The sequence below is a fragment of the Thermus oshimai DSM 12092 genome, from assembly GCF_000373145.1.
In the GTDB taxonomy this organism is placed as follows: Bacteria; Deinococcota; Deinococci; order Deinococcales; family Thermaceae; genus Thermus; species Thermus oshimai.
Map to the genome: position 1 here is coordinate 170,147 of NZ_KB890621.1, position 14,817 is coordinate 184,963.

The following is a 14,817-nucleotide window of genomic DNA, read 5'->3' on the forward strand; positions in this document are numbered from 1 at the left end:
CCCACCTCCTATCTTGCTCTATCCCCTGGGGGTTTAAGTTGGATCTCCTGGGGCTTCGGGGAACGCGGTTTTTGCCCCTGGCTCCGCGTACCCTCCCCCTCAAGGCTGGGACCACATAGACCCTCCGCTCCATCCACTGGAGCAACGTCTCAAAACTTGCACCTCCCGCATACCCTGCATAAACCCACGCCGTTGCCCCCTCCCCCCGGGGGCCACAGGCCCAGGGCGTGGAGCTCCAGCAGGAGGACCCGGACCACCAGCCCAGGGAGCAGGGTACGGGCCGCCCGCCTTCCCGCCTCCCACCAGGTGAAGCTCCCCCCCACCCGCACCCAGCAGGCCAACAGGTAGGCCAAAAGGGAAAGCACCAGAAACCGGTGCACCCCCAGTTGCTTCCCCCGTAGGGGGAACAGATTTGCGGGAGCAAGTGGACTCCGCTGCCCCAACCCCCCTAGGGAAAACTTGTCCTTCATCGCCCGAAAAAAGTGCTCAATGGTGAACCGCTTTCTTCCCCACCCCACCAGGGTCCGGGCCGTGGCGGGAAACGTGGCCACCCCATACCTCCACTCCCACCCCCCACCGGGCAGAGGGTACCGGTAGCGGAAGGCCCACACGGGGAAAGAAAGCCCCCGCAGGTGGACCCGCTCCCCCGACCGCCTGAGGTCCTGTAGGCACTGGCCCTCCCGGCCCTTTCGGTCCCGTCGCACCCCCACCACCGCCTCAAGGCCCATCCGCTTTACCCCCAAAAGGAACCGGGCGGTGCCGAAGGCGGCGTCGGCCACCACCCGGATACGGAAGGCCCGGGGCATCCAGGGGGGGAGGGTGGACAGGAGGCGGAGGGCCAAGAGCGAAAGGCTTTTCTCCCCCTTCCCCCTCCACAGGCGGTAGGCCCAGGGGAGGCGAAGCTCCCCGTAGACCAGGTAGAGGACCACCAGGTGCAGGCCCCACTTGCCGTGGAAGAAGGAGAGGGGGAGATGGGGGAAGCGTCCCCGTTTCTCCAGGGTGACCAGGTCCAGGACCACTAGGAGCCTGGGTTTGGGTCCTCTTCGTCTTCTAGCCCCATCCAGGGTCTTTTCGGCCTCCCTTCTTGCGAGGCGGATGAGGGCGCGGGTGGGCCAGGGGTAGCGGTTGCTGCTTCCCCCGCAGGGGGAACACATTTGCGTCAGCAAGCGAAAGCGGGAGAGGGCGGAGGGGGATTTGGTCTTGCTGTGCTGGGGTCTCGCCTTGCCGTGGTCTTGGAGGAGCAGGAGGAGGAGGGCCTTAAGGGAATCCCGGAGGTAGGGGCTTGGCAGGTTGCTTCCCCCGGTCAGCCCGTAAGGGCTAAGCTTGAAGGGGGAACAGATTTGCGCAAGCAAGAGGGCCAGGATGCGGGAGAGTAGGTCTTGGGCTTCTGGCTTCATGGCACTCGTCATCTGACGGGAAACCGGCAGCCCCTTTGAACATAGCCCTTCGGGCTGACCAAGTGGTCCCCCCGCATAAACCTGAGGCCGGGAGCATGGGTGCAGGTTTTGAGTCATGGCGGGGGACCCCCACCGCCTGGCGGAGGCCCTCCTGGGGGAGGAGGATGTCCTGTGCCCCTAGGGGTTTCTCTGGCGTGAATCCTCACTAACTTGTCTTAGTGAGGATTTATCCGACTCTCCATCCCCCAGGTGGCCCAGATCCTCGGCTACTCCACCCGCTGGGTCCGCATGGTCATCGGGCGCTACAACCGAGACCAACCCCTGGCCGACCTTCGTCACCAAAACCCAGGGCAGCCCCCTCTCCTCACCCCCGAGCTCCAGGAAGCCTTCCGCCAGGCCCTCCTCCAACCCCATCCCCGGGATGGCCTTTGGACGATCCGCAACGCCGCCCAGTGGCTCTCCGAAAGGCTGGGCCGCCCCGTGAACCCCAGGCGGGCCTGGGCGTGGATGAAGAGGTTGGGGTTTGCCCCCCTTCGTCCCCGTCCCCGGCACCGGGAGGGGGAGCCTGAGCGGCAGGAGGGGTTCAAAAAAACCTCTTCCTCCTCGTCCTCCTGCTGAAGACCCTTTGCCCCCACCTTTCCCTGGAGCTGTGGGCCTTTGACGAACACCGGTTGGGCTTAAAGCCGGTCTACCGTCGGGTCTGGGCCCCTCGGGGGAGAACCCCCTTGGCCCATGTCCGGCCCCGGTACCGGTGGCTTTACGTGTACGCCTTCCTTCGGCCGAACACGGGGGAGAGCGAGTTTTGGCTTTTGCCTTCGGTATCCACGGAGGTTTTCAACCTGGTGCTTTCGGCGTTTGCCCAGCTACGGGGTAGCGGGGAGGGGCTGGGGTTGGTGTACCTGCCGCCCTATTCTCCGGAGCTGCAGCCGGTGGAGCGGGTGTGGCCGTTGGTGGATGCGGTGGTGGCCAATGGGCAGGTGGGGACGGAGGAGGAGCTTTGGGAGAGGGTGGAGTCCAGGTGTGCGTANCTACAGACCCAAAGGGAGTTGATTCGGAACCACACCCTGTTCCACTGGTGGCCTGGGGGATGCTAAGGGAAAGATATGGAAGGATTTCTTATGAGAATAGCGGTTTGGACATTGGCCCAGTACAACCCGGAACCCACTCAGGCTCAACTCTCTGAGCTTCGCCAGATGATGTCCCGCTTCGAGAACGTGGAGGCCGCCAAAGCCGCCGGTTACGCGCAGTTTGGTGAGTGCATGAGCAACAGCCAGGGGGCTCAGGGCATCCACTTTACCAACCAGGCCCTGATCGACGATCCCAGGCTAGACCCGATGCGTCCGGAAGTGCTGATGTACGAACCGCGGGCCGATGACTCCCTGCGGCTCATCGGGGTGAAGTATCTGGTCTTCCAAAAAGCCTGGCACGATGCGGGGAACAAGGCTGCACCTGCTCTGCTAGGCCAGGAGTTTGTCGCCAACACCAGCCTGCTGCCTCAGCCCTTCTATGCGCTGCACGTCTGGGTCTGGCAGCACAACCCCAAGGGGCTTTTCGCCAACTGGAACCCGCTGGTGGTTTGCGCAACCCCAGGGGGGCAGACCGAGGGGAAGCAGCCCCACTAAAGGGCATTTGCAAGCCAGAGGGCCCGGGGGATTTCCCGGGCCCTCTGGCGCTAAGCACCGGGGAGTCCCGGGCCAGGGCCCGTATCCGCCCGGCTCCGGCCAGGAAGCTGGCCTTGGAGTTTCGGGAGGGATACCCCTGCCCTGTCCAGATAGGTCCAGTTGGACTTGGGATGGCCAGTTCTCGGGTTACTTCCAGAAGGCGGGTCACATTCCCCGGACCTTACCCCTTTGCCAGAGGCGGCGAACAAGCTCGCGGGAGATCTCCCAAAGCCGGCGATCGTCGGGATTGCGCGGCCGGGGGAGGGGGCGGAGGTCCACCACCTCCGCGATGTGGCCGGGCCTAGAGGTCATGAGGGCCACGCGGTCGGCCAGGTAAGCGGCCTCCAGGGGGTTGTGGGTGACGAAAACCACGGCGGCCCCTTGCCCGGCCCAGAGCTCCAAGAGCTCCTCCCGCAGGCGCTGGGCGGTGAGCTCGTCCAGAGCGGAGAAGGGCTCGTCCATGAGGAGGAGGTCGGGCTCCAGCAGAAAGGCCCGGATCACGGCTACCCGCTGCTGCATCCCCAAGGAGAGTTCCCCGGGGTAGCGGTTGGCCTGGCCCTCGAGGCCCAGCCGGGCCAGCCAGGCGCGGATGCGGGCCCCCATCTCGGGCCCAGGCCGGTCCAAGACGAAACGGAGGTTCTCCTCCACCGTGAGCCAAGGAAGAAGGCGGGGCTCCTGGAAGACCAGCCCCACCCGCCCCCGGACCTCAACCTCCCCTTCGTAGGCCCGGTCCAGCCCCGCCAGGATGTGGAGGAGGGTGGTTTTCCCGCACCCCGAGGGGCCCAACAGGGCCCAAAACTCCCCCGCCCCCACCTCCAGGTCCACCCCCTCCAGGGCCAGGACCTCTCCCCCGCCCACGGGGTAGTAGACCTTTCGCAGGCCCCGGCAGCGGGCCACGGTCATAGGCCCTCCACCGGGCGGCGCCAGCGGGCGAGCCGCTCCCCTAGAAGCACGAAGGCCTTGTCCACGAGGGCAAGAACCAAGGTCATGGCGAGGCCGTAGGCCAGGATCCCCCGCATCTCGAACATCTGGAAGTAGAAGTTGATCTGGTACCCCACCCCGCTCGTCCGCCCCAGGAGTTCGGCCAGAACCACCATCTTCCAGGCCAGGGCAAGGGTGCTCCGGGCGGCCCCGACGAAATAGGGGAGGAGCTGCGGCAGAACCACCCGCCGTAGGACCAGGGTACGGGGACGCCGGAAGGCGCGGGCCATCTCCAAGAGCTTGGTGTCCAGGGCGCGCACCCCTTCCCGCACCTGGACCACCACCTGGGGGGCCAGGATGATCACCAGGGCGAGGACCGCGGCCTGCTCGTTAAGGCCCAGGAGGAGGTAGGCCATGACCAGGGGCAGGATCCGGGGAAGGTTGAGCCCCAGAGCCACCCAGGCCTCGAGGAGGCGCTCCGCCGCACGGTAGAGCCCCACCAGGATCCCCACCCCCGCCCCCAGGACCAGGGCCAAGGCGAAGGCCAGGCCCACCCGCAGGAGGGTAATCCCCAGGTGGTACCAGAGGGGCCCCCGGGCCTCCTGGGAGAGGAAGGCCAGGGTTTCCCCCGGGCCCGGGAAGACCTGGGGGCCCAGGGCCCAGGTGAGGAGGAGCCAGGCGGCCAGGACACTAACCAAGGAGATCAGGGAGAAGGCCCGGGCCCCACCCCCCAAGGGTTTCCCGCCTCTAGCCTTGGGCAGAACCGCCATCAGGGCCCCACGGAAAGCGCGAAGGCCCGGGGATCAAGCCGCCGGATCCCCATCACCTCAGACCCCGCCACCTGGACCAGCCGCTGGACCAGGTTGGTAAGCCCCACGATGACCCCGGCGTCCCACCGCGTGGCCAGGCCGCCCTCCCAGCGCTTGCGCACCGCAGGAAGAAGGCTCCGGTCAGGGAGGGCGTAGAGGCCGCGGTCCAGAAGCTCGTTCCAGAAGGCTTCATCCCGGCGCATCCGCTCCTGCGCCAGGTTAAGGCCCCTGAGGAAGAGCCGCAGGGCCTCGGGGTCCGTGTCCTCCCGGGCCACCACGAGAAGCAGGGGGAGATCCGTGGGCAGGCCGAGCTCCCGGAGCATCTCCGCGTTGGAGATCAGCTCCCGGTACTCCCCCGTAGCCACCATCCGGGCGATGAAGTGCCAGTAAGGAAGGGCGGCCTCCAGCTCTCCCCGGCGGAGGAGTTCGGCCATGAGGGGGGGAGCGACGGCCAGAACCTTGGCCTCCTTCTGGGGATCGAAGCCATAGCGGGCCACGGCCAAAGCCCGTAGAAGGAGGAGGCTCTTGTCGTCCAGGCTAGCGGCCCCGATGACCTTGCCCTTCAGGTCGGCCACGCCCCTGATAGGGCTATCCGCCCGCACCACCACGCCCCCCGTGAGGAGGCTAAAGGGGTAGACGGCCCGCACCGGGATTCCCCCCTGGCGGGCGAGGACCACCCCCACGAAGTCGTCCACCACCACCTGGGCCTCGCCGGCGCGGAGGGCAATCTCGGTGGCCTGCTTGGTGGCGTAGGTGGTGGCCTTAACCTCCAGGCCCAGCTCCTTGGCGATCCCGTAGCGCTCCATGGCGTAGACCACCCAGGCAAAGGTCCCCCCCGCCTGGAGCCCGGCCCGGATGCTCTTGGTCCCCTGGGCCAGCCCAAGCCCCACCAGGCCTAGGAGCGCAATCCACCATACACTTTGCCGCATCGCCTCACCTCCTTCGCATCCTCGCAATCGCTAAAGCGGCGAAGACCGCCGCCAAAAGTGGGAGCACCGAAACCACCAACAGGTCGGCCACCAAGGGGAGCTGCTGGTAGCCAAGGGTCACGTAGCGCAGAAGGTCCAGCTGGTAGCTCACGGGGTTAAGGTAGACCAGCACCTGGAGCCAGGCCGGCAGCTGCACCATCCAGCCGCCGCCGATGGTGTGGATCCCAAGCCTCTCCAGCTCAGCCCGCAGGTTCTCCGGCAGGTCCAGAAACCCCACACCGCCGATGATGCCCTTCAGGGGAAAGATGGAGCCGGAGAGGAAGTAGAGGGGCTGGATGACCCCGTTGGAGATGCTGCCAAAGCCCTCGAAGGTGCTAAGGCGGGAAGCGATCACCACCCCGAGCGCGCTCATCAGCACCCCCATGGAGAACATGACCCCAAGGGCCAGAAGCAACTGGAAAAGCGTAAGGCTGACGCCGATCAAGGGGGCAAAGAGGAAGGGGATCAGGCCCTGGATCACCGCCACGGTAGCCCCGCCCAGGAGCTTGCCCAGGGCCACAGAGAGCATGGGGGCTGGCGAGACCAAAACCTCCCGCAAAAGCCCCACCTCCCGGTCCCAGACCAGGGTGATGGCCGACTGCAAGGAAGCGAAAAGGATGTTGAGGGTAACCACCCCGGGGAAGATGTACTGGGCGTAGGTGTAGCCCTCGATGTCCCGAAAGGAGGCCCCCAGGCCGAAGCCTAGGATGAGGAGCCAAAGGACCGTCCGCGAAAGCCCCCCAAAGGGCTGGGAACGGTCGCGCAGGTAGCGCAGCATCTCCCGCCGCCACAGCGCCAGGACCACCCAGGGGTCAAGGGCCCGGGGCCGCTTTGCCAACCCAGCGCTCATCGGGTATGCTCCCCTCCTCTCCGGCGGAAGCCCAGGAAGCGGTCCTTGGGCGTGGCCTCCCCGTCGCGCAGGGCCCGCCCGGTCAGGGCGATAAAGACCTCCTCGAGGCTGCCTTCCGGGGTATCCAGGACCTGGCGCTTGAGCTCGGCCGGGCTGCCCAGGGCGACCAAGCGGCCCTGATCGATGATCCCCACCCGGTCGCAGGCCTCGGCCTCCACCAGGTAATGGGTGGTCAGGAAAACGGTAAGCCCCCGGCCCCTGAGGGCGGCGATGCTCTCCCAGAGGTGGCGCCTCCCCTGGGGGTCCAGGCCCAGGGTGGGCTCGTCCAGGAAAAGGACCTGGGGCCCGTGCATGAGGGCCCGGGCCAGCTCTAGCCGCCGCTTCATCCCCCCGGAAAAGGTGCGCACCGGTCGGCTGGCGGCTCCTTCCAACGAGGCCCACCGAAGGGCCTCCTCCACCCGGGAAGGGATCTCCCGCCGGGGCAGGCCGTAGAGGTACGCGTGGATCTCGAGGTTTTCCCAGGCGGTGAGGCGCTCGTCCAACGCCGGCTCCTGGAAGACCACCCCGATGCGCGCGCGCACCTCCGCGGCCTCCCGCACCACGTCAAACCCCAGGACCCGAGCCTCGCCGGAAGTGGGTTCCAGGAGGGTGATGAGCATGTGCAGGGTGGTGGTCTTGCCGGCGCCGTTGGGGCCCAGAAGGGCAAAGAGCTCCCCCGAAGCCACGGCAAAGCTCAGCCCTTCCACCGCCGTCACCGGGCCAAAGCGGCGTTCCAGCGCCCGGCACTCGATGGCCACCATGGTTACCTCAGCGTATGCCCGGCCTGGACCAGGGCGTTCCTTACGGCCTCACAATCCGAAGCGGTCCCCGCCCCGGCCGGACCCCGGAGCTTACGGGCAAGCCCTGCCAAGAGGCCGTCCAACTCCTCCCCCAGCCCGGGGGCCAGGGTCTTCAAGGGGTCTTCAAGGTAGGCCCGGTAGAGAAGGTGGGCCGATAGGAGCCGCTCCAAGGCCAGCCGCCGGGAGCCCTCCCCGCAGGCCTGGGCCACCAGACCTTCCACCTTGGCTAGCACCTCCCCTAGGTCCCTCGGCAGAAGGTCGGCCCCACTGGCCGCCGCCAGGGCGAAGACGATGTCGAGGGCGGCCTGCTCCGCATCCTCCGGGTCCTGGAAGCGGGCCGGGGCGGTAGGAGAAGAAAAGAGGCGCTCCAAAACCCTCAGGCCTTCCTCTACCCTGGCGATCCCCTCGGCCTGCCCGGCGAGCGTGAGCTTCAGGCTCTGCCAACGGGCCCTCACCCGTTCCAGGGCCACCCGGCCTACCCCATAGGCCCCCTCCTCCCCTCCCGCGGCGTCCTCGTAGCTTTCGGCCACCCCGTCGTCTAGGAGGAGGAGCTGGGCCATCAAGGCGGCCTCGAGGGCGGGGCCCATCTGGGGGACCAGGCGCGCGCGGACCCGCTCTAGCAACCCCTGGGTTTGGCGGGAGAGGGCCGCGAGCCTGGCGGCGTCTTTAGCCTTAGTCGCCTCCTCCAGCCCCTCCAGGGCCCCTTCCAGCGCCGCAAGGAGGTCGGGGTCTTGGACCTCGAGGCTCCCGGCGAAGAGGGCCAGGTCGCCTAAGATCTTTTCGGCCTGCTCCTCGCTGGGGTCTAACGCCAAGGCCTCCAGGCGGATGGAGAGGAGCTCCGTGGCCCGCAGGAAGCGCAGGGGCTCCTCCTGCTCTAGAAAGAGAGGGAGGGTGTAGCCAGAAACCGAGGCGAGCCCCAGGAAAAAAAGCCAAGCCTTCCTCATCGCACCACCCCAATGACCACCGAGTGAGGCCCACGCCCCACGCTCACGCTTCTCACCACGCTGAGGCTTTCGGGATCAATGATGGAAACGCTGTCCGAGAGGCCGTTTGCGGTGTAGATTTTCCTCCCGTCCGGGGTGATGGTGATCCCCCAGGGACGGCGGCCCATGCGCTCCCGGATGGTGCGCAGCACCCGGTTGGTGGCGGTGTCGATCACGTAGACCGCGCTGGTGCCCCCACCGGCCACGTAAAGCCTTTTACCGTCTGGGGAGAGGGCCATCTCCACCGGCCGGGAATCGAGCCCTAAGGAGATGGTTTCAACAACCCGGTGGGCCTTGGCGTCCACCACCGAGACCGTGCCACCGATCTCCGCGGAGACGTAGGCTTTGGAGCCGTCCTGTGAGAAGACCACGAAGCGAGGACGGTGGCCCACCAGGAAGTGCTTGACCGGCCTGAGCTCCTTGGCGTCGATGACCGTAACCGTGTGGCTGGTCTCGCCGGTGACGTAGACGAAGCGCCCGTCCGGGCTCACCGCCACCCCTTCGGGCTCCACCCCGGTCTGGAACTCCCCCAGGGTCCTCCCGGTCTCCAGGTCGAAGCCGGTGGCCCGGGCGGCGTTCTCATTGGCCGCCCAGAGCTGGGTGCCCTCCGGGTTCAGGGCCACCCGCTCCGGGTTAGAGCCCACCCGGTACTCGGCGACGACCTTGTTGGTGGCCACCTCGATGGCCACGATCTTGTCCTCAGGGACCTCCAGGATGGGCTGGAAGTCACTTAACGCCACGTAGATGATCCTCCCGTCCGGGCTCACCGCCATGCCCCTGGGGCGCACCTCCCCAGGCCGGCCCGAGATGGGGATGGTGCCGATCACCGCATCGGTGGCCACGTCAAGCACGGTGATGCTGGCCCCGTACTCATTGGAAACGTAGGCCCGGTAGCGGACCGCCGGTTGGACCAAAGAGGTGGGCAGCAGGGCCACGAAGCCGATAAGGCCGATAAGGGTCAGCCAGCGGTAGCGCCCCATCCTTCTCCTCCAAACCGACAGCGGCTTTCGCGCCGCAGGTCGCCGATCTGGTCCAGCCGTTCTACCGGGTCGGTGCCGGGCCGATAGATGGCGGGCAGCTCGCCCACCAAGGTGGCGAGGTCCCAGACCCCCTGGGCCTCGGGGCTGACCTTTACGAGGTAGAGGCTCTGCCTGAGCTGGTGGTCCCAGGGGCGGAAGGAAACCCCGATCCCCTTGTGCACGTCGAAGACCGTCTGGGGATTCTCCAGATAAGCCCGGACCCTCGCGGGCTCCGGCCCCCCACCGAAGGCCGCAGCCTCGTAAAGGATCTTCACAGACTGGTACCCGGCCCAGGCCGAGGGGTCCATGGGGCGCCGGTAGCGTTCCAGAAAGCGGGCGTTGAGTTCCCGGGCCCCGTAGGCGTCGAGCTTGGCCTCCCAGAGCACCGCCCGGTACCCTGCCCCGGCCCGCCTGGCCCGGGCCCTGGAGGCGGCGAAGAAGGCCCGGGTCTGGGTCTCGGGGTAGGGGAAGCCGGTAACCTGGGTGGGAAGCCCCAAGGGCTCGTACTGGGCCAGGAAGCTAAGCTGGGCCTCGGCGCCGAGGAGGAGGAGGACCGCCTGGGGGCGGGCGCGGCGGAGGGCCTCGAGGACCGGGCGGAAGTCGGGCCGGGCCGGGGCCACCACAGCCCGCCCGACCTCCCGGGCGCCAAAGTGCCTTTCCAGGAGGGACTTCCTGGCCCGCTGGTACAAGGCCTGCCCTTCCCGGCCCTCTGGGTAGACCAAAAACCAGCTCCTAAACCCCGCCTGGACGAACCAGGCCGCAAGGGCATCGAGGTACATGGCCGCGCTGGCCTCCAGGTGGAAGGCGTAGCGGCGGCACCCCTCGTTGCGCAGGCGGTCCGAGGGGTCGCCCACGTTGAGGAAGGGCACCCGTAGCCGCTCCGCCACCCCCATGAGGGCCTCGGCTTGACCCCCTAGGCCTCCGACCAGGGCGTAGACCTCTTCCTGCCGGATAAGGCGCTCCGCCTCTTGGGATGCGGCCTCCCTATCCCGGGCTTCGCGCAAAACAACATCGAGGCGCTGGCCCAAGAGAGCGGCGTTCTCCCCGTACTCGTCCCGGGCCATCTCGAGGCCCATCCGCAGGGCCTCTGCCGCCCTCGCCTCCCATTCGGAACCGGGCCTGGAAGGCAGGACGGCCCCGATACGCAAGGCCTCCCCCTGGGCCCAACCCTCCAGGGTCCTCAGGAATAAGGCGCTGCCGCCTAGAGCCAGGACCTGGCGGCGGGTCAGGGAAACGCTTTTCGGCATCGCACCTCCTTAGCGGCAAGAGGGCCTTTGAGCCGAGTCCCCCAGTTGGTCGAGGATGGGCAAGGGATCGGCCCCTGAGGGGATCTCGGGGACCTGGGCCACAAGTTGGGCCAGAGCGAGCTGCTGCGATAGCCGGATGCCGATTTCGGCTTCGGGATTAAGCCTTACGAGGTAGAGCGGCTGTCTAAGCTGGTGGTCCCAGGGGCGGAAGGAGAGGGGGGTTCCCTTGTGGAGATCGAAGCGGGTCCTGGGGTCCTCCAGGTAGGCCACAAGCCGCGCAGGCTCGGGGCTTCCCGTGGCCAGGACGCTCTCCAGAACAATCTTGACCGCTGCGTAGGCTGCCCAGGCCGAGGGGTCCATGGGCCGACCCCAGCGAGAGCTAAAACGCTCGTTAAGGAGGGTACCTAGAGACCCTTCCCAGAGGGTGACGAGGTATCCAGAAAACTGAGAAACCGCTTGGCGGAGAGTAGAAAGGAAGGCACGGGTTTGGGTGGATGGTTCAGGAAACAAAATTAATTTTGTTGTTTGGAAACGAGAATCATCCCCATACTGGGCAAGAAAGTTGAGCTGAGCTAAAGGATTGAGCATCAGGAGAACCGCCTCAGGCTTGGCCTCGAGAATGGCCATGTACTCCGAGCTAAACTCCAGCTTCCCCGGGGCCACGAGAGCCTTGCCCACCTCCAGCCCCCCTTTGCGCTCTAAGGCCTTCCAGGCCCGCTGGTAGCGGGCTTGGCCCTCCAATGTGTCCTCGTAGACCAAGAACCAGCGGCGGACCCCCAGAGCTGTGAACCCCTCGGCTAAGGCGTCGAGGTACATAGCGGCGCTGGCTTCGATGTGAAAGGTGTGGCGGCTGCAGACCTCGCTCCTGAGGGTGTCGCTGGCAGAGCCGATGTTGAAGAACAGGACCCCTTGCTTTTCGGCCAAACGGCCAAGGGCTAAGGCCTCCTCGCTGAAGCCCCCGATTAGGGCGAAAACCTCGTGCCGCGCCACAAGCCGCAGGGCTGCGCGCGAGGCCGAAGCGGCATCGGGGGCGCTTGCAATCAGGACCTCCAGGCCCCCTCCAACAGCCTCCACTTCCTCCAAAGCCAGGAGGGCCCCCAGCCGGGCAGCCTCCCCGGCGATCTCCGAAGAGAAAACCTCCAAGGGGGTGGGGCCAGTGCGGAGGGGGAGCACCACCCCGATGCGCAGGCGGGCACCCCCCTGGGCCCATGCCGCTTTACAGGTAGCCGCCAGCACGAGGCCTGTTTGGATCAGCTGGCGCCGGGTCATCGGCCCTCCAGTTCCCAAGCCGGCCTGGGCAGGGGAAGCAGGGGCACGCCGTACTCCTGCAACACCGCCTGGATCTCGTCCCAGCGCCGTACAAGGACCCTATTCAGCTCATCTCTCAAGGCTTCGTCATCAGCCCGGAGCCCAATTGCCACCGAGTAGACCATAGAGATGAAGGGGTTCAGCTCGATCTCTGGCTGGACCGGGACGATCTTAAGCGGGACCGGCTGCTTTTTGGCAAAAAAGCCCGCAGTGGGTCCCCAGAGGATAGCCACGTCCACCTCGCCCCGGGCCACCGCTTCAACAGGCGCAGCCAGGGGATCGGGCCGGTTGAAGTCCGGGTAGTAATGGCGCAGGTTGCCGATTAGCCCCCGGATGGCCAGGGCCAGCTCTGGGGGGCTTGCCGCCGACTGGACGCCGATGCGCAACCGGCGCAGAGCGGGGTCATCCAGGGACTCGAGCTGCAGCGGGCTGTCCTCTCGGTAGACAAAGACGAAAGTGCTTCGGTAGTAGGCCAATGTGGTGAGAAATGGCTCCTGCCCCTCATAGACCTCCATGAAAAGGTCGCAAGCCCCCTGCTGGAGCAACTGGACGTCGCGGGAGAGGGTATGGCTAGGGGGTAGCCAGGTATACTCCAGTTGGGCACCCAAGTCCTCGGCAAGGATCTTAGCGATGCGGTTCTCGAAGCCTTCCTGTTTTTGGTTAGAGTAAGGGAGGTTTTGGGGCTCCGCGCAGACGCGGAGCTCCCACTCTTGGGCAGGGCTTCCCAGGCTGCCCAGGACCAGCAGCCCAAGCAGGATCAGAACAGGGAATCTGCTCATTAGGAGTCCCGTTTCGCAGGAAGGGCCTGGTTACCCCGGGGTAACCAGGCCCGGAAGTCAGGTCACCTGACTCGATCCCTGAGCGCGAAGACCCAGATCACCCCGCCCTTGGGCACATTGGGATCCCAGCCTAGGACTTGGGCCAACCGGCCCTGCATACGTTCGGCGTCGATTCCCCAGCCAGCGGCCACAGCGATGTACTGGACCCCGTCGACCTCGTAGCTGACGGGGGGCGCTATAACGCCGGAGTTGAGCCGGATCTTCCAAAGCTCCCGCCCAGTCCTGGCATCGAAAGCCCGGAAGTAGCGGTCATTGGTACCGCCCATGAAGACTAGGCCCCCACCCGTGGTCAGGACCGAACCCCAGTTCGGTGACTGGAAGGTCACGGTCCAGACCTTACGCATGGTATTCAGATCCCAGGCTTGGAGCTCGCCGATATGATCGGCTCCCTCACGCACATAGAGCTCTGTACGCGCCCCTGTGTAGCTTTGTCCAGGCTGATAGCGGACTTCTACAGCCTCCATCCGCCCGCACAGGTTCTCGTTGGCCGGGATGTAGAGGAGACCGGTCTTGGGGTTGAAGGCGGCGTAGGGCCAATCCTTACCCCCCCAAAGCGAGGGGCAGAAGTCGACCTTTTGCCCAAGGTTGGGCTTGTGGGCCGGGTCGTAGGTAGGGCGGCCAGAAGTGGGGTCGATCTGGGTAAAGACGTTTTGGAAGACGTAAGGCTTAGCATCAAGGAACTTAAGCTCGCCCCCCGTACGCTCAAGAAGCCATAGGTAACCGTTACGCCCAGGGTGGACTGCCGCCTTGACCGTGCGCCCACCTCGGGTGACATCGACCAGGAGCGGTGGGTCGACCTCATCCCAGTCCCAGGAGTCGTTCCAGTGGTACTGGAAGTAGGTCTTGATTGCCCCGGTGTCCAGATCCAGTCCGACCACCGAGGTGGTGTAGAGGTTGTCCCCGGGGCGCAGGTCACCAATCCAGGGGCCGCCGTTGCCGGTACCCCAGTAGGTGACGTTGGTCTCCGGATCGTAGGTGCCAGTAATCCAGATCGAAGCGGCCCCCCGCTGCCAGGTGTCCCCAGGCCAGGTCTCATTACCCGGTTCACCGGGGCCAGGGATGGTATAGGTCTTCCAGAGGCTCCGGCCGGTGTTGGCATCGAAGGCCTGGATGAAGCCGCGGATCCCCAGCTCGCCCCCAGAAACTCCCACCAAGATCTTCCCCTTAGCAGCCAGGGGAGCTAGGGTCATGTAGTAGCCGGTCTGGTAGTCCTCAACCTTCTGCTCCCAGACCACCTTCCCGGTCACAGCATCTAGGGCCACCAAGAAACAGTCGGGCGTGGCCACATAGACCTTGTCTCCGTAGAGGGCTACCCCGCGGTTGGTTGGGTGAAGCTGGCGGAGATCCTGGGGGAGCTGGCGCTGGTACTCCCAGAACTTCTCGCCCGTCCTGGCGTTGAGAGCAATGACCTTGGCCCGGTCAGTGGTGATGAACATGATGCCGTTGTTGACAATAGGGGCAGTTTCCAAACCCTCTAATGGAGCCGTACCAGTGCCCGTAGAGTAGGTCCACACGGGCACCAAATTAGCCACGTTGAGGGGGGTAATCTGCTCCAGGGGACTATACCCCCAGCCGTTGTAGGTGCGGCGGACCATCAACCAGTTCCCCGGTTCCGGGTTCAAGAGGCGTTGGTCGGTTACCGGGCTGTAGATTTGGGCGGAGGCCGCTGTACCGAGTAGAGCGAAAAACACCCCAAACCACCAGAACTTCGGCATCGTACTATCCTCCTAATCCCTTCGTGTGCTACCTCATAGCTCCACCCCGGCCATCCTGAGAAGCACCCGGCTACGTATGAGGTTGTGAACAAGCAGGATGAGGTTCACCCGGGCCACCAGCCCCCAGTAGGACCGGGCCTCTATCCGATGAAGCCCCAAAGACCGCACCATCACGCTGAAGCGGGTCTCTATCCAGTTCCGTACCCTTCCCATCCACCCTCTCCACCCCGTCTCCACCACCCTTCCTCCCCTGACCCGATA

13 protein-coding genes and 2 pseudogenes are annotated in these 14,817 nt (G+C 65.9%); 2 read left to right on the forward strand and 13 right to left on the reverse strand.

Translation table 11 applies throughout. The features are described 5' to 3' along the window. Window positions 1-149: 149 nt before the first annotated feature. Entirely contained in the window at window positions 150-1,397 is a 1,248-nt protein-coding gene (locus B043_RS0110195; RefSeq protein ID WP_018461932.1) for a transposase, read from the reverse strand. Between the two features lie 237 nt (window positions 1,398-1,634). Between B043_RS0110195 and B043_RS12435 the strand changes: the two are divergent. Continuing rightward, a pseudogene (locus B043_RS12435) lies at window positions 1,635-2,015 on the forward strand (winged helix-turn-helix domain-containing protein); the annotation flags it as partial. 485 nt (window positions 2,016-2,500) lie between these two features. Further along, window positions 2,501-3,019, forward strand: coding sequence for a hypothetical protein (locus tag B043_RS0110210; protein ID WP_018461935.1), 519 nt, complete (start codon window positions 2,501-2,503; stop codon window positions 3,017-3,019). 204 nt (window positions 3,020-3,223) lie between these two features. Here B043_RS0110210 and B043_RS0110215 read toward each other — a convergent pair whose 3' ends face one another. From B043_RS0110215 to B043_RS13015, 12 genes and pseudogenes are all read right to left on the reverse strand, one after another. Beyond that, window positions 3,224-3,961 carry an ABC transporter ATP-binding protein gene (locus B043_RS0110215; protein WP_018461936.1) on the reverse strand — a complete coding sequence of 246 codons (738 nt, stop codon included), beginning with the start codon at window positions 3,959-3,961 and terminating at the stop codon, window positions 3,224-3,226. Continuing rightward, window positions 3,958-4,749, reverse strand: a complete 792-nt coding sequence (locus tag B043_RS0110220) for an ABC transporter permease (RefSeq protein ID WP_018461937.1) — start codon at window positions 4,747-4,749, stop codon at window positions 3,958-3,960. Before B043_RS0110220 ends, B043_RS0110215 begins: the two co-directional genes overlap by 4 nt. Continuing rightward, the gene (locus tag B043_RS0110225) at window positions 4,749-5,717 is read right to left on the reverse strand and encodes an ABC transporter substrate-binding protein (RefSeq protein WP_051073593.1); all 969 of its coding nucleotides are present in this window, start codon (window positions 5,715-5,717) and stop codon (window positions 4,749-4,751) included. The genes B043_RS0110220 and B043_RS0110225 overlap by 1 nt, the downstream gene beginning before the upstream one ends. Before the next feature lie 4 nt (window positions 5,718-5,721). Next, window positions 5,722-6,594 (reverse strand): ABC transporter permease, encoded by an 873-nt coding sequence (locus B043_RS0110230; protein WP_018461939.1) that lies wholly within the window; start codon window positions 6,592-6,594, stop codon window positions 5,722-5,724. 8 nt (window positions 6,595-6,602) lie between these two features. Beyond that, complete coding sequence (locus B043_RS0110235) at window positions 6,603-7,406, reverse strand: ABC transporter ATP-binding protein (RefSeq protein WP_018461940.1); 804 nt, start codon at window positions 7,404-7,406, stop codon at window positions 6,603-6,605. 2 nt (window positions 7,407-7,408) lie between these two features. Further along, window positions 7,409-8,389: a hypothetical protein gene (locus B043_RS0110240; RefSeq protein ID WP_018461941.1), complete on the reverse strand. Its 981-nt coding sequence runs from the start codon at window positions 8,387-8,389 to the stop codon at window positions 7,409-7,411. After that, window positions 8,386-9,408, reverse strand: a complete 1,023-nt coding sequence (locus B043_RS0110245) for a beta-propeller fold lactonase family protein (RefSeq protein WP_018461942.1) — start codon at window positions 9,406-9,408, stop codon at window positions 8,386-8,388. The genes B043_RS0110240 and B043_RS0110245 overlap by 4 nt, the downstream gene beginning before the upstream one ends. Next, window positions 9,387-10,694, reverse strand: a complete 1,308-nt coding sequence (locus B043_RS0110250; RefSeq protein WP_018461943.1) for an ABC transporter substrate-binding protein — start codon at window positions 10,692-10,694, stop codon at window positions 9,387-9,389. Before B043_RS0110250 ends, B043_RS0110245 begins: the two co-directional genes overlap by 22 nt. 9 nt (window positions 10,695-10,703) lie before the next feature. Next, window positions 10,704-11,930, reverse strand: a complete 1,227-nt coding sequence (locus B043_RS0110255; RefSeq protein ID WP_169335137.1) for an ABC transporter substrate-binding protein — start codon at window positions 11,928-11,930, stop codon at window positions 10,704-10,706. Window positions 11,931-11,959: 29 nt separating this feature from the next. Next, entirely contained in the window at window positions 11,960-12,781 is an 822-nt protein-coding gene (locus B043_RS0110260) for a quinoprotein dehydrogenase-associated putative ABC transporter substrate-binding protein (protein WP_018461945.1), read from the reverse strand. 62 nt (window positions 12,782-12,843) lie between these two features. Then, window positions 12,844-14,556 carry a PQQ-dependent dehydrogenase, methanol/ethanol family gene (locus B043_RS0110265; RefSeq protein WP_018461946.1) on the reverse strand — a complete coding sequence of 571 codons (1,713 nt, stop codon included), beginning with the start codon at window positions 14,554-14,556 and terminating at the stop codon, window positions 12,844-12,846. A 33-nt stretch (window positions 14,557-14,589) separates the two neighbouring features. Next, window positions 14,590-14,817, reverse strand: a pseudogene (locus B043_RS13015) (transposase); the annotation flags it as partial.

Excerpts from the sequence above, each read along its gene's own strand:
- B043_RS0110195 (WP_018461932.1), bottom strand. The coding sequence starts at position 1,397 with ATGAAGCCAGAAGCCCAAGACCTACTCTCCCGCATCCTGGCCCTCTTG.
- B043_RS0110210 (WP_018461935.1), top strand. The coding sequence starts at position 2,501 with ATGGAAGGATTTCTTATGAGAATAGCGGTTTGGACATTGGCCCAGTAC.
- B043_RS0110215 (WP_018461936.1), bottom strand. The coding sequence starts at position 3,961 with ATGACCGTGGCCCGCTGCCGGGGCCTGCGAAAGGTCTACTACCCCGTG.
- B043_RS0110220 (WP_018461937.1), bottom strand. The coding sequence starts at position 4,749 with ATGGCGGTTCTGCCCAAGGCTAGAGGCGGGAAACCCTTGGGGGGTGGG.
- B043_RS0110225 (WP_051073593.1), bottom strand. The coding sequence starts at position 5,717 with ATGCGGCAAAGTGTATGGTGGATTGCGCTCCTAGGCCTGGTGGGGCTT.
- B043_RS0110235 (WP_018461940.1), bottom strand. The coding sequence starts at position 7,406 with ATGGTGGCCATCGAGTGCCGGGCGCTGGAACGCCGCTTTGGCCCGGTG.
- B043_RS0110240 (WP_018461941.1), bottom strand. The coding sequence starts at position 8,389 with ATGAGGAAGGCTTGGCTTTTTTTCCTGGGGCTCGCCTCGGTTTCTGGC.
- B043_RS0110245 (WP_018461942.1), bottom strand. The coding sequence starts at position 9,408 with ATGGGGCGCTACCGCTGGCTGACCCTTATCGGCCTTATCGGCTTCGTG.
- B043_RS0110250 (WP_018461943.1), bottom strand. The coding sequence starts at position 10,694 with ATGCCGAAAAGCGTTTCCCTGACCCGCCGCCAGGTCCTGGCTCTAGGC.
- B043_RS0110260 (WP_018461945.1), bottom strand. The coding sequence starts at position 12,781 with ATGAGCAGATTCCCTGTTCTGATCCTGCTTGGGCTGCTGGTCCTGGGC.
- B043_RS0110265 (WP_018461946.1), bottom strand. The coding sequence starts at position 14,556 with ATGCCGAAGTTCTGGTGGTTTGGGGTGTTTTTCGCTCTACTCGGTACA.